Genomic DNA, 19,129 nt, shown 5'->3' with positions numbered 1-19,129 from the left:
GCCATGAGCTATATAATTGTTTAATCAAATTACTTTAAGGCCGCTACAACAGATATTTCTACGAGTAATGCATCACGTGCCATTTTAGCTTCTACGCAGGCACGTGCTGGTGCATAACCCTCGGTTACCCACGCATCCCATACTGCATTCATATCAGCAAAGTATTCCATGCTCTTTACATAAATAGTCGCGCTAAGCATATGTTCTTTTGAACTTCCCGCTTCATCAAGCAATGCCTCTACTTTATCAAGCATAGTTTGAGTTTGCTCTTTAATACCTTTTTGCGCGTCGGCGCATACCTGCCCACATAAATACACAGTGCCGTTATGTTTTACAATGCGGCTCATGCGCGCACCTGTTTGTAAACGTTCTATTGTCATTTTACTTTACTCAATTATTTATATTTAAACGTTTTCTGGGGCATTTATACTTAAATAACTACTACGCTGGGTTTGCTCATCGTAACTAATAACAGCAACAGCGCCCGTATTAAAAATGGGCATATTGCCAGGGCTTAACTGGTCCACTAAATAACTTACAATAGGCATATGTGATACAACAAGCCATGTATTGCATTGGGGGTGAGTAGCAATAAGTGTTTCGATGTAGTCAGCAGCAATTTGAGGTTTGCCTTCGGGAATTATATCAGACGTGGTTTCGCTAAATTTAAATACGTTATTTTTAGCCACACCTGCAGCTGTTTGCTGTGCTCGAATGTAAGGACTAACTAACAGTGCATCAGGGTAATGTGCTTTACTGAGCCAAAGGCCCATTTTTTCAGCTTCATCGTGCCCTGCTTGGGTTAAATTTCTACCTGCATCATCAGCCTGCATGGGTGTTGCTTCGCCGTGGCGCATTATTAGGATTGTTTTCATAAAAAATCAACCGATTAAAGAATATAAAACAGTAGCCAGTTTGCCCGTTTGTCAGCTATATTAACAATATAAATCTATTTATTTCTAAAATAGTTCTTTCATGAGATTCAGGTAAATCTTTAAGCTGTACTTCGCTTTCCTGAAGCCATCATCTGTTGTTAACAAGTAAACGTTTAGTTTCAGGAGCATCATTTGAATATCAGCCGCAATGATAACAGAGCATACCGCGCCTTTACACTGGACAATGGTCTAAAAGTACTATTAGTGCAAGATAAAGATTCTACAAAAGCGGCAGCATCAATGGCAGTTAACGCCGGACATTTTGACGACCCTCTTGATAGGCAAGGCCTAGCACACTTTTTAGAGCACATGCTTTTTTTAGGCACTGACCAATACCCAGATTCAGGCAGTTTTAATAATTTTGTTTCGCAAGCTGGCGGCAACACCAATGCGTGGACCGGCACTGAGCATACCTGTTACTTTTTTGATATTAACAATCAAGAATTTGAACAAGCACTTACCCAATTTAGCCGCTTTTTTATTGCGCCTCTTTTAAATTCAGCCGAAACAGAAAAAGAACGTAACGCAATTGAAGCCGAGTTTAAACTAAAAATAAAAGACGACGGTCGCCGTATTTATCAAGCCCACAAAGAAACGGTAAACCCTGCTCATCCATTTGCTAAATTTTCTGTAGGAAACCTACAAACCTTAGCTGACAGAGAGCGATGTATTAGTGATGAGCTTCGTGACTTTTTTAATAGCCAGTACCAAGCTCAGTGGATGACCTTAGTTATTTGCGCAAACGAAACACTAGATACACTACAAAGCTGGACTCAAACTTACTTTGGCGCAATTAACGGCAACAAAAACCTTAAAAAGCCAGAGATCAGTGAGCCACTTTATCGCAAACAAGACATAGGAAAAATACTCCATATTGAGCCACATAAGCATATGCAAAAACTTATTATAAGTTTTGCTATGCCTAATATTGACGACTTTTATCGCCATAAAACAGTAAGTTTTATTGCCCACTTACTTGGCTATGAAGGCGCGGGTTCTCTTTATTCTATTTTAAAAGAACAAGGCTGGATCAATGCACTTTCTGCTGGCGGTGGTATTAATGGCAGCAACTTCAAAGATTTTAATATTAGCTTAGCGCTTACCGATGAGGGTATTGAATACTTTGAAGATATTATTGAAATGGTGTTTGAATACATTTGTTTAATTAACGATAACACCGAAAAATTGCCGTGCTTATATCAAGATAAAAAAAATCTATTACAAATAGCATTCGATAACCAAGAAAAATCACGCTTAATTGATTGGGTCAGTAATTTAAGCATTAATATGCAGCATTACGACGAAGCAAATTACGTGCAAGGCGACTATTTAATGGAAGGCTTTAAAAAAGCGACCCACGAAATGGCCATGCAGTGGTTAACGCCACATAATATGCGCATCGTACTTATACATCCAGATGTAGAGCCTGAACATAAAACGGCATGGTACAACACACCATATAAAGTAGAACATATTTCACCTAGTTGGCTTGATGCCCTTAGCGAGATAAATAAGCCGTTGAGCGAAATGCTGCTACCTACAGCTAATCCTTATTTAACAAAAGAAGTGGTGTTATTTGATGTCGTAAAACCACAAACAAAACCCGAGTTATTAGTAAAAGAACCCGGTTTTGACTTTTGGTTTAAACAAGACAACACATTTCGTGTTGCTAAAGGCCATTTTTATTTGGCCATGGATTCTGATTTTGCCGTAAAAGATGTAAAACATATGGCACTCACCCGCTTATTTACAGATTTATTTATGGATAGTGTGGGCGAGCAATTTTATCCAGCAGAACTTGCGGGACTTAGCTACCACTTAACCTCGCATCAAGGTGGATTAACTCTACATACCGCGGGGCTTTCATCTAGCCAGTTAGAGCTTGTTGATCAATTAATAGATGCTTTATTTAATGTAGAGATCTGTGCAAAACGCTTTGCTGAATATAAAAAACAGCTTGTAAGGCATTGGCGTAATAGCAACCAAAACAAACCAGTCAGTGAGTTATTTAGCATTTTAGGCGCAAAAATAATGCCTTGGAACCCACAACCTGGGGAGCTTGCATCGGCATTAAAAAACACCTGTTTTCAGCAATTTAATGAGTTCAGAACAGACTTTTTTAAAGCACTACATGTTGAATCATTTTTACATGGTAACTGGCAGCAAAGTGATGCAATAGCCTTTCAAAAAAAGGTCGCAAATCACTTAAAAAACGCAACCATAATTGAAGATTTAAGACGCCCTCTTTTTGAAATTAAAAAAGTAACTCGCTACGAGTTAGAGCTTCCTTGTAACGACCATGCAATGGTTATTTACTATCAAGCGCAAACGGATTGCGTGGCCGAAAAAGTAAAAATGATGGCGTTAAATCATTTAATTAATCAAGATTACTTTAATGAATTACGAACTACACAGCAACTTGGTTATTTAGTAGGCGCAGGCTATGCACCATTTAACACGCGTGCTGGTATAGCATTTTATGTGCAGTCACCTAAGTTTGATGCAAAAACTTTATTGCATCGACATAACCGTTTTATTAAAAACTACCTTGATAACATTGATGCACTTGATGAAAACGATTGGCAACAGCAAAAACACGGCCTTAGTACTCATATTGCAGAAAAAGATAAAAACCTGCGCCTACGCTCACAACGGTTATGGCTTGCTATTGGTAATAGAGATCATGAATTTCATATGCAACAACGACTTTTAGATGCCTTAAATGCGCTAACCCTAAAAGAACTAAAAGTTTATGCACTAAGCCTATTTGATGATAATAGACCAAGATATGAGCTTTTAAGCTCGGCAAAAGTCAATAAATCTCAAAATATGCCCGTTTACTCTCAATCTCTTTGACACTAGGTTTAGCTTGTTTTAAATTATCATTTGTAAATTAGAAGTAATAAAAAAATGATAAAAATAATAATAAAACTAAGCATGCTTGTAATACTTGCTTGCTCATTTGAGCTTTTTGCCTTTGAGTCATCATTTAATTACAACTCCGACAATATACTTATACTAGCAAGCGCCATTATAGCGCTTGCTTTGCCCTACCTGTTATTTGTAATCCACAAACTTAGACGCTCACGCCGCCAACTCCGCCTTTCGGAAAAACGCCTTAAAAGTACTGTAGAAGGTAGCGGCGATACACTTTGGGACTGGAACATAAAAACAGGCGAAGTTATTCGTATTAACGATAAGTACTTAATGGATTCGACTACCTTAATGGGGTTTCCGCCAAACAAAGGCCTTATTCACCCTCACGATATTAATAACGTTGAGCACTTGTTAAAAGTACACTTTGCAGAGCAGTCTGCTTTTTTTGAAGCCACCTACCGAATCAAAGATACATTTGGTCGTTGGCATTGGGTACTCGATCGCGGAAAAATAATTGAAAAAGACGCCAACTTATCACCCCTTAGAATGACAGGTACCGTTCGCGATATATCACAGTTAAAATCAACGGAAGAACGCTTAAACCTTTTTGCTAAATGTGTTGAATCTCTCACTGACGCCTTAGCAATTTACGATAAAAACTTTAAACTGGTTGATATAAACCCGAGTTTTTTAACCTTGTTTGGTGGCGTACGCGAGCAATACTTAGGAAAAGATTTCAACCTATCTGGGTATGAGCCAAGCTACACAAACAGAATTATTGAAATAGTAAAAGAGCGCGAACATATCCAACAAGAAGTGAAGCTTCGTAATAGTGAGCGTGTTTTATTGCCTATAGAAATATCGATAGATGAAATTAAAAACGATCAAAATCAAATAACTAATTATGTCGTTGTTTATTCAGATTTAACAGAGCGTAAAAAAGCCGAATCGCAGTTACATAACTTATCGAATCGAGATCGCACAACTAGTCTGCCTAACCGAAATTTATTTTTTACTGATTTGCAAAAGCTAGTAAAGCTCAACTCGCATCACGCCTTGCTTGTATTCGATTTAGATAACTTTAAAAAAATAAATGACTCGTTAGGGCATCAACTAGGTGACAGCTTATTAGCTAAACTAGCAATGCGCTTAAATAAACTAACCCGCGAAAATGATGTATTTTATCGTTTAGGCGGCGATGAGTTTGCTCTTGTAATGTCTGACACTAACGACATACATGTAATTACACGTATGGCAAAACAGTTTTTAGCAGCCATTGCTACACCATTTAAAATGGCTGGCCACGAACTGGCAATCACCTCAAGTGTAGGCATTGTATTATTTCCAGAAGACGGTAATACGCCTGAACTGCTCCTAAAAAATGCAGATACCGCGATGTATCATGCTAAAAAGAAAGGTAATAGCTACCTATTTTTTAACGACACAATGAACCGTCAAGCCGTTAAACGACTGCAAATAGAAAACCTTATGCGCTTTGGTTTAAAAGAAGATCATTTTGAAGTGTACTACCAACCAAAAATGAATATTCGCACAGGCAAGCTAACCGGAATGGAAGCATTAGTGCGCTTTATTACACCCAAAAAGGGCATTATTAGCCCAGGCGTTTTTATACCCATAGCCGAGGAAACGGGCCAAATAATTGAAATTGGCGAAGTTGTATTAAACAAAGCCTGCAGAGACGTAAAAGAATGGCTAGATAGCGGTTTATTTAGCGGCCGAGTAGCTGTCAACTTATCAGCAAAGCAATTTAGCCTCCCCGATTTAACTTCTCGTATTGACGTTATTTTGCAAAAAAACGAATTACCTTCTTACTTTTTAGAGCTTGAAATAACAGAAGGTACTGTAATGGACGACCCTAAAGAAGCCATTGCAATTATGCGTTCGTTAAGTGCCCGAGGTATTCATTTAGCAATGGATGATTTTGGTACTGGTTATTCATCATTAGCGTATTTAAAGCAATTTCCGCTTAATACACTTAAAGTAGATAAAGCATTTATAGATGACATGACCAACGAACGTGGGCGTAATATGGTCGACTCAATAGTCACTATTGCGCATAACCTTGATTTGCATGTAGTTGCTGAAGGTGTAGAACAAGCTCATCAAATTGATATACTTAAAAAGCTTAATTGCGAAACAGTACAAGGTTATTACTATTCTAAGCCACTATCAAAAAGTGAATTTACTGAATTTTTAAAGCAGCAACAAACTAAAGCAGCCCCAAGCTTAATTAGAAAAAATAAAAATGTGGCGTCGATAAATTAAGGGCGCCATATACACGCATTTATACCTACATTTTTAACTAAAGCACGACGATAATGTAGATTAAATAAGCACCAGGCCACAGGCCCAAGTAAACCGCCTAAAATAAGCCATCGCTTAATTGGCATACCTTTTTTAATGGCTTCTAAATACATTAAAGCTATAAATATACTGCTTAGTAAAACTATAAACAAAATCACGCCTTAAAGTTGCTCAAAAATACGGCGCTTATTCTAACGCTAACGTGATTAAATTTAAAGCAACAAATCCCCGCGCGCAAAAAAGCCGAACCTGTTAAATACAGATTCGGCTTTTAAAATTATAATTTATACCAATCTGCTTATATATGGGGTCTATTTAACGTTAAGAAAATTACGCTAGAACTAGGCAAAAGTTTTTATATCTAGTTGTTCTAAATAAAAAACTTTTAACGACGTTATAGTGCAATTTAATTCGTTAAATTGATCAAGGATTTATGCAGGTTGGTATTACAAGTTACTTTTCAGCACGACCCATAAATTTGTGTTCAACAGTATTAATACGGATACGGTCACCTGTTGAAATATGCTCTGGCACAGAAATATTTAAGCCAGTTGACATACGTGCAGGTTTTGAACGAGCACTCGCAGATGCACCTTTAATAGATGGGTCTGTTTCTTCAACAACAAGTTCAACACTTGACGGTAAATCAAGCCCTACTGGCGCGCCATCAATAACAATTACGTGTACGCCTTGTGTTTCTTCATTAACAAATAAAACTTCTTCGCTAATAGCATCTTTGCTTAAGTTATAAGGCGTGTAATCTTCATTATCCATGAACACATACTCGTCACCATCAATGTACGATAGCATTACTTCACGGCGTGTTAAATCAGCCAGCGTTAGCATGTCACTGTCTTTGAATGTTTCGTCAACTTTACCACCGGTTACCACATCGTATAAACGCATACGGTATAAACTACCACCAGCACGACCTTGCGGCACAGAGCGCACAATATCTTTTACAACTAAAACGCGGCCATTGAAGTCAATAGCAGTACCTTTTTTAACATCACTCGCCTTTGGCATGTGTGAATTCCTATTATTTTTTTGATTGCCAGAAACATACCACGAACTGGATTTTGTTCAACTAAAATTACGTTGGTTTTACGCTACATGTTGTATTAGCTTGTAAAATTTTAATTTATACTAAAATACATATAATCAAATGTGAAAAAAACTGCTATGGTAGCTTTACCGAGTATGACTTCAAGGAATGGATCATGGACCAGAAAAAAGTACATGAGTATTTAGTTAAAAAACCACTTGTTCAGGTTACAAAACCATTTGCGCAAGAGGTTGATGTATATAAAGTGAATCATAAAATGTTTGCGACTCTTGCTATTGGCAATGACGGTCAAACTAATGATGATGGTGAGGTTATTTGGTGGCTTAACTTAAAGTGCGATCCTGATGAAGCAATATCATTGCGTGATATTTTCCCGGCAGTGATCCCTGGTTACCATATGAATAAACGCTTATGGAACACAGTAATTTTAGACGGCACAATTCCACAAGGTGAAATTGAGAGAATGATTGATAACTCATTTAATTTAGTCGTAGAAAACATGCCAGAAAAAGACCGAAAAGCTATTTCACTTCACTTGTAAACACTTTTTGGGCTAGGCTACTAGCCCATTAAAACCCTACACCTTAAGCGTATAAATTAAATCGTCATATAATTTATCGCCTATTGTATGCACTTTAAAAAGTGTATCGGTATGGGTTAAACCGCACTTACCAAGCACCTTTTCAGAACCAATATTGCCACGCGTTACGACTGCTTTAAACTGCCTAATACCACATTCTTTCCAAGCCCAGTCAATCACAGCTCTTAGGGATTCTGTCGCGTAGCCTTTATTAAAATACTCTGGCAATAATAAATAACCAAGCTCTGCGGTTTCTCCGTCATAGGCAAAACCTGTAACACCCACAGGTTGTTTTGTTTGATTATTAATAATGAGTAAACACAGGGGATGACGTGATTTAGCATTCCAATTAGGCAAGCGTATCTCAAAGCGGTTTCTTACCAGTGACTCCATTGGCATATCAAAACAAAACTTAAGGACTTGAGGATCGCGATGAAGCGCTAGAAAAAGAGGCCAATCAGATTCTTCCATTTGGTACATGCTCAATCTTTGTGTAAATAATGTCATTAAGCTCCTCATTTATTTATAAAAACTGTAAAAAAACCGCATTTAAATGCGGTTTTTTTAGATAGCAGAAACTTTATTCTTTCGTTTCAATCTCTTTAATAACTTCAGGCTCAGTTACACTTTGCTCTTGTGACTCAGTGCTTTGTACTTCAGGAGCTACAACCTCAACATGTGTTGCGTTATAAAAAGTAGCACCAGAGCTTGCCATTGTTACCAGTGATTCACATGGTGCAAAGTTAGCATCGCTGTTAGCTAATGTAGACATATCAGAGCTTATTTTACTTGCGCCTAATTTATCCATATAGCTAAACGGGCCACCTAAAAATGGTGGAAAACCAATACCAAATATTGCACCGATATCGCCATCACGTGGGCTGGCAATAATGCCATCATCTAAACAGCGTACTGCTTCGTTAAGCATTTGCGATACACAACGCTTAGCAATTTCGCTCTTGTTTAAACGTGGAGCCAGGGTAACACCCAATAGTTCGTAAACTGACTCATCAACCTTTTTGCCTTTTTTATCGTATTCATAAAAACCACGACCCGATTTACGGCCAAGGCGTTTTGAATCAATCATACGCATAAATGCATCAGGGCCTTTAAAACGCTCGCCTAATTCTTTTTCAAGAATTGGGGCAATTTTAGAGCCAATATCAATCCCTACTTCATCAAGTAGAGCCAGCGGGCCTACCGGAAAACCAAACTCAACAAGCGCTGCATCAATCTTTTCAATTGGCTCGCCTGCAAGCATCAAATTAGCAGCTTCGTTTAAGTAAGGCGCTAAAATACGGTTGACGTAAAAACCGGCCATGTCTTTTACAACAATTGGCGTTTTGCCTTGCTTACGTGCAAAGTTAACAACGCGGGCAATTGTTTCTTGAGATGTACCTTCGTGTGGAATAATTTCCACTAATGGCATTTTTTCCACTGGTGAAAAGTAATGCAAGCCAATTACATTTTCAGGACGTGCTGCCTGCGCTGCAATTTGCGATATTGGTAATGATGACGTGTTACTTGCAAAAATTGTATTTACTTGGCATTGCTGCTCTACGTCTGCAACCATACCTTGCTTAAGTGCAAGATCTTCAAACACCGCTTCTATTACTAAATCAATGTGTTTAAAGCCACTGTAGTCAGTTGTACCTGTAATACGGTTCATTGTTAACTGCACATCAGCTTTAGACATAATACGACGCTTAAGACGCTTATCTAGAATTTTATAGGTGTAGCTCATTGCATTACTAATGCCCTGCTCTGCTACATCTTTAATACGTACCGGTACTTTAGCTTTAACAGCACTTACGTGCGCAATGCCTGCGCCCATTAGTCCACCACCTAAAACAGCAGTTTTGCTTATTGCGGGTGCGTCATCATTGCGCCACTCTTTTTTCATTTCAGTGGTTGCAAAGAAAATACCGCGAAGCGCTTTAGATTCGTCACTCATTACAAGTGTTGCAAAGCTTTCAGCTTCTGTTTTATACGCTTTTAGCTCATCAAGCTCTACACTAGCTCGCACTGCTTTAATAATAGCTAGTGGTGCTGGGTAGTGCCCGCCCGTTTTTTTAAGTACGTTTTCTTTTGCTTTTTTAAAGATAAAGTTACGACCAAACGGGTTTGACTCTAGTAATTTACTAATATTGTCGAGCTTTGGCTCTTTTGCTTGTGGCTTTTTCTTCGCGGCAAATTCTTTTGCAACTTTTAGCAGCACACTGTGCGGTACACAATCATCAAGCACGCCTGCTTTTTTAGCTTGCGTAGGGCGAATTTGTTTACCTGTTAGCATCCACTCAAGTGCTTTTTGAATACCAACAATTTTAGTTAAGCGCTGGGTGCCGCCGCCACCTGGAAGTAAACCAAGTTGTACTTCTGGTAAGCCAATTTTTGTTAAATCACTGTCGGTACCAACACGGTAATCACATGCTAAAGCAAACTCTAAACCACCACCTAATGCAGCGCCATGAATCGCACTTACTGTTGTGTATGGCAATTTTGTCATATCAAAAAACGCTTGATGACATAGCTCGCTAATAGCTAAAGCATCTTCACGCTTTTGAACGCTATCGAGCATTTTTACATCGGCGCCAGCAATAAAGTTATCGCTTTTTCCGCTTATAAATACCATGCCTTTTACATTTTGCGACTTAGCGTCTTCTAGTAACGCTTTTAAATCATCGGCAAAACTGCTGCGCAGGGTATTCATTTTCTCACCCGGCACATCAATCGTTACCACGGCGATTTTATTTTCATCTACCGCTAAATTAAATACTGAATCTGTCATTACGCGCTCTCCAATACAAAGGCTGCACCTAAACCACCAGCAGCACACGCTGTTGTTAATGCTAAACCGCCACCACGACGTTTAAGCTCGTGTAAGCTTTGCGTAATTAAGCGTGCACCTGTTGCTGCAAATGGGTGACCATATGCTAAAGAGCCGCCGTTAACGTTAAACTTATCCATGTTAATTTCGCCAATTGCTTTGCTGCGACCTAAATGCTCTTGTGCAAATTTGTCTGAAGCAAACATTTTCATATTGGCAAGTGTTTGCGATGCAAACGCTTCGTGCATTTCAATTAAATCTAAATCAGCAAGCGTAATACCCGCTCTATCTAGTGCAATAGGCGTTGAATGAGCTGGGCCCATTAACATGTCTTTTTCTACGCCAATTGCCGAAAATGCAAAGCTACGTACGTAACCTAGTATTTCATAACCTAGTGCTTTTGCTTTGCTTTCGCTCATCATAAGTACGGCCGCTGCACCATCAGTTAATGGTGTTGCATTTGCGGCGGTAACAGTACCGTGCTGACGGTCAAAAACAGGTTTAAGCTTGGCGTAGCCTTCAACAGTTGAGTTTTTACGAATGTTATTATCTTCTGAAATAAAGCTTTTATATGGCGGTAAATGTGCCGTCATTACTTCATCTTTTAACTTTCCATCAGCCCATGCTTGCGTTGCAAGTGAGTGAGAACGATGCGCTAACGCATCTTGATCTTCACGGCTAATATTATGTGTTTTAGCCATTTGCTCAGCAGTTTGCCCCATTGAAAGGCCTGTTGAGTACTCTGCAACTGCAGGAGGCACTGGTAATAAATCTTTTAAGCGCAGTTTTGAAAATATTTTTAAACGTTGACCAAGCGTACGCGCTTTATTTAAATCAACTAAGCTGCCTGCTAGCTTTTTACTAACACCAATTGGCAATACTGATGACGAATCTGCGCCACCTGCAATACCTACACTTACAGATCCCGCCATAATAGACTCAGCTACATTAGCAATAGCCTGAAAGCTGGTAGCACATGCACGCGATACAGAATATGCATCAACCGATACCGGCATACCGGTGCCCAATACAATTTCACGTGCAATATTTGGCGCTTCTGGCATTTGTACTACTTGACCAAATACAAGTTGATCAATTTCTGACTTGTTGAAATTTAATCGTTCAAGCATTTCGTTAACCACCAATTTACCCATATCAAGTGCAGGTACATGGTGAAACGCTGTTGCTTGCTTTGCAAAAGGTGTACGTAAGCCGCTAACTATGGCAATACGGTCGCCCTTTGGTGTTTTTAGTATGTTTTGCTCAGACATTTATGCTCTCCCGCTGACAGGTCTGACCTGTTTGTTTTCCTCGATTCTAAACAACCCGTGTACTAAAGCCAATAGATAAACACAAATTTATATAAATAGTGTTTAATTACGACTATCACAATAGGCTTTTTTAGACGCATTTACAAAGTTTTGTGGTACGCTAAAAATCGTTAAAAAATAACGAACTATTTTAAAAAATACAGTCTAACTCTTGAGTTACCCAATTATAAACCTTATAAATAGGTCAGTATTTATCACCTAACACTATTAGGTACAAACCCAGCTGACGAGGACAGTCCACTTATTATGGCAGCTAACGCATTTTCACAATTAAAAACGTACTTAGATACACAAATCATTGGCCAGCCAGAGCTTACACAAGCGCTACTTATTGCTATTTTAGCTGATGGTCACTTATTAGTAGAAGGCCCTCCTGGGCTTGCAAAAACACGTGCAGTTAATGCACTTGCTAAAGGTATTGAAGGCTCATTTCAGCGCGTACAGTTTACGCCAGACTTATTACCGGCTGATGTAACAGGTACCGATATTTACCGCCAACAAACTAGCGAGTTTGTATTTGAAAAAGGCCCCCTTTTTCATAACCTTATTTTAGCTGACGAAATTAACCGTGCACCAGCCAAAGTACAATCAGCACTATTAGAAGCCATGGCAGAGCGCCAAGTGACCGTGGGTAAAAACACTTATCCGCTTAGCGAACTATTTTTAGTTATGGCAACACAAAACCCGCTAGAGCAAGAAGGGACTTACCCGTTACCAGAAGCCCAGCTGGATCGCTTTTTACTGCACCTAAGTATTGGTTACCCTGGCGCAGAGCATGAGCTTGATATACTACGTTTAACACGCGGCGAAGCGCTTAACGAGCAACAACCAGTAATGCAAAAAATTAGTCAAAGCGATTTATTTGCAGCTCGTAAAGAAATATTAGGCCTTTATTTAGCAGAGCCGCTTGAGCAATATTTAGTACAACTTATTATTGCCACCCGTGAAGGCGCTAAATTAGATGCGCAACTAGGTAGCTGGATTGAATTTGGTGCAAGTCCGCGTGCAACAATAGCACTTGATAAATGTGCTCGTGCTCATGCATGGCTTCAAGGCCGTGACTTTGTAGCACCTGATGACATTCAAGCTGTTGTGCATAACGTACTGCGTCACCGCATTATTTTAAGTTACGAAGCCCAAGCCGATGGCATTACTAAAGATCAAGTAATAAGCCGTATAGTTGAACTTGTAGCCGTACCATAAGTTATGCAAAAACAATTAGAATCCCAAGCATGGCTCAAACAGAGCCATAGCCACGGTGTTAATTTAGCACTCAAAGAGCTGATGTATTACAAAGCCAAAGCGCAATTGCTCGAACTTGCCCCTAAGGTAAAAATAAAAAACACCTTAACAGGGCAATACCTTGCACCGCACAAAGGTCGAGGAATGGAATTTGCCGAAGTGCGACATTATCAGCAAGGTGACGATATTCGTTCTATTGATTGGCGAGTTACTGCGCGTACCGGCGAGACTCACACAAAGCTCTTTCAAGAAGAAAAAGAGCGCCCTGTGTTTGTATTTACTGATTTTTCTAACTCAATGCTGTTTGGTTCAAAGTTACTATTAAAGTCGGTGCAAGCTGCGCATATAAGCGCTCTTGTTGCATGGTCGGCGTGTCAGCGCGGCGATAGAATTGGCGGTATTGTGTTTAATCAGCACTCGCATTTGGAGCTAAAGCCCAGCGCCCGTGAAAAAGCAGTCCTTAAGCTTTGTCATAATTTATGCGACAACCACCAGCAAGCGCTCAACAATATTGATAAAACAGCCCCTAACAACTTTAGCGATAACCTAAAGCGCCTTAATCATTTAGCAAAACCAGGCAGCTTAGTGTATTTGGTGTCTGATTTTAATGCTCTGGATGATGCTAGCTTTAAGCAACTCGAAATATTAAGCCGCCACTGCGAGCTGATTGGTTGCCATATAAGCGATCCATTTGAGCATCAGTTACCTGCGTTTAAGCAAGCCGTTACTGTTAATGCAAATGGTCAAGACTTTGCCCTACCATTAATGGATAACAGCTTTAGAGAACGCTTTGCTAAAAATGCTGAGCAAGCATTTAGTACGCGCTTTAATCGCTTAACTAAATCGGGTCTTAATTTAATATCATTCAATGCAGCAACACCGCTTGAGCTGCAATTAGTGAGAAAATAACCATGCAAACCAATCCACTCGATGGCCTGCACGATATAATAGCGCCAAGCCAAGTTAATTGGTGGCCACTCGCCCCTGCTTGGTGGGTTATTATTGCACTGCTGTTTTTAGCACTGTGCGCAGCTATTTATATATTTTACAAAAAACATAAATTTAAAAAGCCTAAACGCTACGCAATACAATTGAGCCAAAGTGAGCAAAATCCTCAGCAACTGCATATTATTTTAAAACGTTTAGTGATTGAATATTACGACAAGCGCCTTGCTGCGCAATCTACCTCTAAATGGTGCACAACACTTAATACGCTTACCGGTTTGAGCTTTACAGAACAAGAAATACTAAGCTTGTATAACCCCAGCCAAAAAGATACAACACTGTGCGAAAAATTTCGCCAAGGTATTAAGCAATTTAAAATAAAGGAGTCAGTAAATGTTTGAATTTAGCTGGCCATGGTTATTTTTATTACTGCCCTTGCCTTTGTTACTTTTACTATTAAAACCCGCGGCAAGTAATGCCAGTACGCGTTTACGTATACCCAGTTTTGCAAAGCACAATTTAACCAGCCAAAGCATTGAGCCACACGCACGACGTTTAAATCCTTTCGAATGGATAATTTGGTTATTACTTGTTACTGCCGCTGCCAATCCAACATGGTTAGATGAGCCAATCTCATTACCAAATGAAGGGCGCGATATAATGTTAGCAGTTGACTTATCAGGCTCGATGACCGAACAAGACATGGCTTACAATGGCCAATATGTTGACCGCCTTACCATGGTAAAAGCCGTACTCAGTGATTTTATAGAGCAGCGTCAAGGCGACAAGCTTGGGCTGATATTATTTGGCGACACCGCATTTTTACAAACCCCCCTCACGCGCGACGTTAAAACAGTAAGTAAAATGCTCAGTGAAGCGCAAATTGGTTTAGTGGGACGCGCAACAGCCATTGGTGATGCATTGGGTCTTTCGGTAAAACGCTTTGCCAATAAAGATGAGAGTAACCGTATTGTGGTGCTATTAACCGACGGACAAAATACCGCTGGTAATTTAAACCCAGAAGATGCTCTGCTGCTAGCTCGCGAGGAAGGTATTAAAGTGTACACCATTGGCGTTGGCTCAGATAATCCGCGCGGCTTTAGCCTCTTTAACATGGGTGGCTCTAGTGGCAGTAGTTTAGATGAAAGCTTACTTAAAAAGATTGCCGAGCAAACTGGCGGATTATACTTTAGGGCCAAAGATGTAGCAGGCCTTCAACAAATTTACGCAGAGCTTGATAAACTTGAACCTATTAGCGCTGATGAACAAACATTTCGCCCACAAAGCTCATTATTTTACTACCCGTTACTTATCGCTATTTTACTTATTAGCTTAAAAGTAATGCTTAGTACACTGCGTGCATTAAAGGAGCCAAACTAATGGATTTTGAATTTATTCGCCCCGCTCTTTTATGGTTACTCATACCTGCTGTGGCATTATTTTTTGTCGCCTTAATTAAGCATAAAAAAACGACTAGTGAGCAGCTAATTGCACCGCATTTAGCACAATTTATAATGAGCGAAGCAAACACTAAAGCCAGCCAGCCACTTTGGTTAGTTGCTTTGTTTTGCAGCCTTGGCATTTTATTTAGTGCTGGGCCTAGCTTTGAGAAAAAACAAGTTCCTGTATTTCAAAGTAAAAGTGCCCGTGTAATTGTTATGGATATGTCGTACTCAATGTACAGCACCGATATTTTACCAAATCGTTTAATGCAATCACGCTTTAAAGCGCTTGATATGATTGAGCTATTTAGAGAAGGTGATACCGCGCTTGTAGCTTACGCAGGCACAGCCTATATAATATCGCCGCTAACAAACGACGCCACAACACTCAGTAATTTAATTCCAAGCTTAAGCCCTGAAATAATGCCAGACAAAGGCTCAAACGTTTTAGCCGGTCTTGATATGGCCAAAGAGCTATTAACGCAAGCGGGTTATATTGATGGCGACATTATTTTAGTGACCGACGGTATTGACCAGCAAGAACAAAGCGACGTGAGTAGCTTTACCAGTAACACCCAATATAGATTAAATATATATGGCGTGGGTACCGCTCAAGGCGCTCCAATTAAGTTACCTGAAGGTGGTTTTTTGAAAGACAGATACGGCCAAATTGTAGTACCTACTCTCAATGCCAGTCAGCTTAAAAATTTAGCATCGAGCAGTGGTGGTAAATTTGCTAGTTACCAGCCTAGTAATAACGACATAAATACGTTTGCCCCAAATGCACAGAGTGAATTATTGAAAGACGAAAAACAAAGCCACGCACTTTGGCGAATAGATGCAGGTATATACGGACTCTTGTTATTACTGCCATTTGGCTTGTATTTATTTAGACGCGCTGCCTTGCTGGGGGCTTTTTTAGCCTTTAGCTTTTTACCGCAGCAAAATGCGTATGCCGTAGAGCTTCCTACTCTTTTGCAAAATGCAGATCAACGTGCATTAGAGGCTTACAAAAATAAAGAATACGATGCAGCAACACAGGCGCAATCGAGTGAGTTAAAAGGCGCGGCGCTTTACCAGCAAGGTAATTTTGATGCTGCACTTAATGAGTTTAGTAATGATAAGTCGGCTACCGGTTTATACAACTACGGTAATGCCCTTGCCAAAGCTGGCAAGCTTGAGGACGCCATTGAAGCCTACAAACAAGCCCAAACCTTACATGACGACTTTACACAAGCAACTGACAACCAAGCTTTAGTTGAACAATTACTCAATCAACAAGAGCAACAAAACCAGCAAGATCAGCAAAGCGACGGCGACGACTCTCAAGACCAAGATGATAGCCAGAAAAAAGATGAGCAAAACCAAGGGCAAAATTCTGATGAGTCAAAACAGGATAAGCAACAAAATGGTGATAAAAGCGATTCTGAAAAAGGCGAAAACGAAAGTCAAAGCTCAAGCGATGAAAAATCTGATAAAGAATCAGATAAAGAGTCTGAACAATCAAAAGATCAACAAGGTGAGCCTGGCGAGCAATCAGACAAGCAAAATGAACCTGATATGCAAGCTCAGCCACAAAGTGAGCAAGGGCAAAATAAAGACGCTGACCAGCCTCAAGACGAGCAGCAACAAAGTAAGCCACAAACAATGAGTGAGCAACCTGCTACTGATGAGCAAAAACAAAATGCTCAGCAACAAGCTATGCAAGCCCAAGCAAGTGAGCTCACTAATGAAGAAAAAGAAAAAGCACAACAGCTTAATCAACTACTTAGAAAAGTCCCGGACGATCCGGCTATTTTATTACGGAATAAAATGCAATTAGAAGCCCAAAAAAGACAATATAAACGTCGCCCTACAGGAGTCGAAAAATCATGGTAATGCGATTATTTTGCTGTTTATTGCTATTAAGTGCGATGCCTTCGTGGGCTGCAACCAAATTAGAAGCCAGCGTAGATAAAAACCCTGTTTTAGCGGGTGAATTTTTTATGCTTAATATATCCGTAGACGATACAGTTAAGGGCGAGCAACCAGACACCTCATCGCTGTTAAAAGACTTTGTGGTAGGCCCAACAAGCTTAAGTTCTCGTACCAACATTATTAATGGCAGCATTAATAAACAAACCACGTGGTCAGTTAAATTAATGACCCGTGCAGAGGGTGATTACACTATTCCGGCATTTAGCGTTGCAGGGTTAACCTCACAGCCTATTAAATTAAAAGTGGCAAAACGCTCAGTTGATGCAGATAAAAATAACGAAATATTTTTAAAAACGTCGCTCTCGAGTAATTCATTGTTTGTCCAAGAAGCCGGCGTTTACACTATTAAGCTTTACCTTGCCAAAGAACTGCTTGATGGCAGCTTAAGCACACCAAGTATGGAAGATGCTCAGCTAACCCAATTGGGTAAACAAACTGAAAGCTATGAGCTTGTTGATGGTAAACGCTACCTTGTTATTACTCGCGAGTATTTGATTCAGCCACAAAAAAGTGGTGCGTACACTATTGCAGGCCCCGCTTTTCAAGGACGAGTACAACAAAATTATCGTCAATTAGAAGTATCAGCTCTTGGCGACGATCAGCAAGTAGAAATCAAACCAATTCCGAGTGACTATAAAGGTGCGTGGTTACCAAGCGAGCTAGTTAGTCTTGATGAAGAATGGCAACCTAACGACAACACCGTAGAAGTAGGTACGCCTATAACACGTACTATTACACTTACCGCGCTTGGTGTTACAAAAGAGCAATTACCTGAAATCTCTATGCCTACCATTGATGGCATACGCAGCTACCCTGATAAAAAAGAAAATAACAATGCAGTACGTGACGGACGTGTTGTATCGCAGCAAACTGCATCGTATGCATTACTACCGCAAAAACCAGGTACTTACACTTTACCTGAAATACAGCTGCCTTGGTTTAATACTAAAATGAACCGTATTAGCGTAGCTACATTACCAAAGCGCACTATAACGGTAACGCCAAGTAGTACCGCACCTAATACCGCCGTGGCAAACCCACAATCAAACCCAAACAATTTACCTGCTATTGAAAATGTTTCGAATGAAGCGACAGGCACACAACGTATTGAAACTAAAAGTGATACTCCTCTTTGGTTAATAGTTGTTGCCGCTTTAGGGTATATTTTATGGATTGGTACTGTAATTTTTTACTTAATGACCCGTTCTACTAAAAATACGACTGAGAAATTACAACCAAACAACCGTGATATTTCTCAGCCGAGCTTAAATGAGCTTAAAACGCTCGCTAAAACACACGATGTGAAAGCTTTTTACACCGCATTAAATAGTTTTTCTGTAAAGGTGACTCACAAAAATGTTGGAGCTATTGATGAGCTTTGCGTCCGGGTAAACAGCAGCGAGCTTAATGGCCTCATTAGCCAATTGCAGGCACAACTTTATAGTAATAAAGGCGCAAACACGGATCTTAATGCTATTATTAAAATTCTTGAGAACTATCAAACTCAAGCATCAAAGTCGCAACAAGCTGTATTAAAAGACCTTTATGATTAATAACTACGATACTCAGGTCTTTTTTTGCA

16 protein-coding genes are annotated in these 19,129 nt (G+C 39.8%); 9 read left to right on the top strand and 7 right to left on the bottom strand.

Annotation, left to right across the window (positions count from 1 at the left end):
* Positions 1-29: 29 nt before the first annotated feature.
* Positions 30-380 (bottom strand): RidA family protein, encoded by a 351-nt coding sequence (locus AAEY68_RS16020; RefSeq protein WP_350586393.1) that lies wholly within the window; start codon positions 378-380, stop codon positions 30-32.
* Positions 381-404: 24 nt separating this feature from the next.
* A complete protein-coding gene (sixA, locus tag AAEY68_RS16015; RefSeq protein WP_024608902.1) occupies positions 405-875 on the bottom strand; it encodes a phosphohistidine phosphatase SixA in 471 nt (156 codons plus the stop codon).
* 192 nt (positions 876-1,067) lie between these two features.
* Here sixA and AAEY68_RS16010 point away from each other — a divergent pair, with 192 nt between their 5' ends.
* A complete protein-coding gene (locus AAEY68_RS16010; RefSeq protein ID WP_350586391.1) occupies positions 1,068-3,791 on the top strand; it encodes an insulinase family protein in 2,724 nt (907 codons plus the stop codon).
* Between the two features lie 54 nt (positions 3,792-3,845).
* A complete protein-coding gene (locus AAEY68_RS16005; RefSeq protein ID WP_350586389.1) occupies positions 3,846-6,098 on the top strand; it encodes a sensor domain-containing protein in 2,253 nt (750 codons plus the stop codon).
* Here the strand turns inward: AAEY68_RS16005 and AAEY68_RS16000 are convergent.
* Positions 6,095-6,289, bottom strand: coding sequence for a hypothetical protein (locus tag AAEY68_RS16000; RefSeq protein ID WP_350586380.1), 195 nt, complete (start codon positions 6,287-6,289; stop codon positions 6,095-6,097). The genes AAEY68_RS16005 and AAEY68_RS16000 overlap by 4 nt on opposite strands.
* Positions 6,290-6,590: 301 nt before the next feature.
* Positions 6,591-7,163, bottom strand: coding sequence for an elongation factor P-like protein EfpL (gene efpL, locus AAEY68_RS15995; protein WP_024593908.1), 573 nt, complete (start codon positions 7,161-7,163; stop codon positions 6,591-6,593).
* A gap of 194 nt (positions 7,164-7,357) precedes the next feature.
* Here efpL and AAEY68_RS15990 point away from each other — a divergent pair, with 194 nt between their 5' ends.
* Positions 7,358-7,744, top strand: coding sequence for an MmcQ/YjbR family DNA-binding protein (locus tag AAEY68_RS15990; protein WP_007580596.1), 387 nt, complete (start codon positions 7,358-7,360; stop codon positions 7,742-7,744).
* 36 nt (positions 7,745-7,780) lie between these two features.
* Here the strand turns inward: AAEY68_RS15990 and AAEY68_RS15985 are convergent, their stop codons facing one another.
* The 3 genes from AAEY68_RS15985 to fadI all read right to left on the bottom strand — a co-directional run bounded on the left by AAEY68_RS15985 (position 7,781) and on the right by fadI (position 11,881).
* Complete coding sequence (locus AAEY68_RS15985) at positions 7,781-8,290, bottom strand: GNAT family N-acetyltransferase (RefSeq protein ID WP_024593909.1); 510 nt, start codon at positions 8,288-8,290, stop codon at positions 7,781-7,783.
* Between the two features lie 73 nt (positions 8,291-8,363).
* Positions 8,364-10,571 carry a fatty acid oxidation complex subunit alpha FadJ gene (fadJ, locus tag AAEY68_RS15980; RefSeq protein WP_024593910.1) on the bottom strand — a complete coding sequence of 736 codons (2,208 nt, stop codon included), beginning with the start codon at positions 10,569-10,571 and terminating at the stop codon, positions 8,364-8,366.
* Positions 10,571-11,881: an acetyl-CoA C-acyltransferase FadI gene (gene fadI, locus AAEY68_RS15975; protein WP_004335629.1), complete on the bottom strand. Its 1,311-nt coding sequence runs from the start codon at positions 11,879-11,881 to the stop codon at positions 10,571-10,573. The genes fadJ and fadI overlap by 1 nt, the downstream gene beginning before the upstream one ends.
* A gap of 306 nt (positions 11,882-12,187) precedes the next feature.
* Between fadI and AAEY68_RS15970 the strand changes: the two genes are divergently transcribed.
* Genes AAEY68_RS15970 through AAEY68_RS15945 form a run of 6 tightly spaced genes read left to right on the top strand, consistent with a single transcriptional unit; the run spans position 12,188 to position 19,100 of the window.
* Positions 12,188-13,144 carry an AAA family ATPase gene (locus AAEY68_RS15970; RefSeq protein ID WP_004335627.1) on the top strand — a complete coding sequence of 319 codons (957 nt, stop codon included), beginning with the start codon at positions 12,188-12,190 and terminating at the stop codon, positions 13,142-13,144.
* A 3-nt stretch (positions 13,145-13,147) separates the two neighbouring features.
* Entirely contained in the window at positions 13,148-14,092 is a 945-nt protein-coding gene (locus AAEY68_RS15965; RefSeq protein ID WP_010554656.1) for a DUF58 domain-containing protein, read from the top strand.
* 2 nt (positions 14,093-14,094) lie between these two features.
* The gene (locus tag AAEY68_RS15960) at positions 14,095-14,529 is read left to right on the top strand and encodes a DUF4381 domain-containing protein (protein WP_004335624.1); all 435 of its coding nucleotides are present in this window, start codon (positions 14,095-14,097) and stop codon (positions 14,527-14,529) included.
* Positions 14,522-15,508, top strand: a complete 987-nt coding sequence (locus AAEY68_RS15955; RefSeq protein WP_024593912.1) for a vWA domain-containing protein — start codon at positions 14,522-14,524, stop codon at positions 15,506-15,508. Before AAEY68_RS15960 ends, AAEY68_RS15955 begins: the two co-directional genes overlap by 8 nt.
* Positions 15,508-17,448 (top strand): VWA domain-containing protein, encoded by a 1,941-nt coding sequence (locus tag AAEY68_RS15950; protein WP_024593913.1) that lies wholly within the window; start codon positions 15,508-15,510, stop codon positions 17,446-17,448. The genes AAEY68_RS15955 and AAEY68_RS15950 overlap by 1 nt, the downstream gene beginning before the upstream one ends.
* Positions 17,442-19,100, top strand: coding sequence for a BatD family protein (locus AAEY68_RS15945; protein ID WP_024593914.1), 1,659 nt, complete (start codon positions 17,442-17,444; stop codon positions 19,098-19,100). Before AAEY68_RS15950 ends, AAEY68_RS15945 begins: the two co-directional genes overlap by 7 nt.
* Positions 19,101-19,129 lie beyond the last annotated feature (29 nt).

It is taken from the genome of Pseudoalteromonas sp. RB2-MNA-CIBAN-0110 (assembly GCF_040309305.1).
In the GTDB taxonomy this organism is placed as follows: domain Bacteria; phylum Pseudomonadota; class Gammaproteobacteria; order Enterobacterales; family Alteromonadaceae; genus Pseudoalteromonas; species Pseudoalteromonas arctica.
Note: the sequence above shows the minus strand (reverse complement) of the source record. Positions and strands in the feature narration are given on the sequence as shown.

Excerpts from the sequence above, each read along its gene's own strand:
- AAEY68_RS16020 (WP_350586393.1), bottom strand. The coding sequence starts at position 380 with ATGACAATAGAACGTTTACAAACAGGTGCGCGCATGAGCCGCATTGTA.
- sixA (WP_024608902.1), bottom strand. The coding sequence starts at position 875 with ATGAAAACAATCCTAATAATGCGCCACGGCGAAGCAACACCCATGCAG.
- AAEY68_RS16005 (WP_350586389.1), top strand. The coding sequence starts at position 3,846 with ATGATAAAAATAATAATAAAACTAAGCATGCTTGTAATACTTGCTTGC.
- efpL (WP_024593908.1), bottom strand. The coding sequence starts at position 7,163 with ATGCCAAAGGCGAGTGATGTTAAAAAAGGTACTGCTATTGACTTCAAT.
- AAEY68_RS15990 (WP_007580596.1), top strand. The coding sequence starts at position 7,358 with ATGGACCAGAAAAAAGTACATGAGTATTTAGTTAAAAAACCACTTGTT.
- AAEY68_RS15985 (WP_024593909.1), bottom strand. The coding sequence starts at position 8,290 with ATGACATTATTTACACAAAGATTGAGCATGTACCAAATGGAAGAATCT.
- fadJ (WP_024593910.1), bottom strand. The coding sequence starts at position 10,571 with ATGACAGATTCAGTATTTAATTTAGCGGTAGATGAAAATAAAATCGCC.
- fadI (WP_004335629.1), bottom strand. The coding sequence starts at position 11,881 with ATGTCTGAGCAAAACATACTAAAAACACCAAAGGGCGACCGTATTGCC.
- AAEY68_RS15970 (WP_004335627.1), top strand. The coding sequence starts at position 12,188 with ATGGCAGCTAACGCATTTTCACAATTAAAAACGTACTTAGATACACAA.
- AAEY68_RS15965 (WP_010554656.1), top strand. The coding sequence starts at position 13,148 with ATGCAAAAACAATTAGAATCCCAAGCATGGCTCAAACAGAGCCATAGC.
- AAEY68_RS15960 (WP_004335624.1), top strand. The coding sequence starts at position 14,095 with ATGCAAACCAATCCACTCGATGGCCTGCACGATATAATAGCGCCAAGC.
- AAEY68_RS15955 (WP_024593912.1), top strand. The coding sequence starts at position 14,522 with ATGTTTGAATTTAGCTGGCCATGGTTATTTTTATTACTGCCCTTGCCT.
- AAEY68_RS15950 (WP_024593913.1), top strand. The coding sequence starts at position 15,508 with ATGGATTTTGAATTTATTCGCCCCGCTCTTTTATGGTTACTCATACCT.
- AAEY68_RS15945 (WP_024593914.1), top strand. The coding sequence starts at position 17,442 with ATGGTAATGCGATTATTTTGCTGTTTATTGCTATTAAGTGCGATGCCT.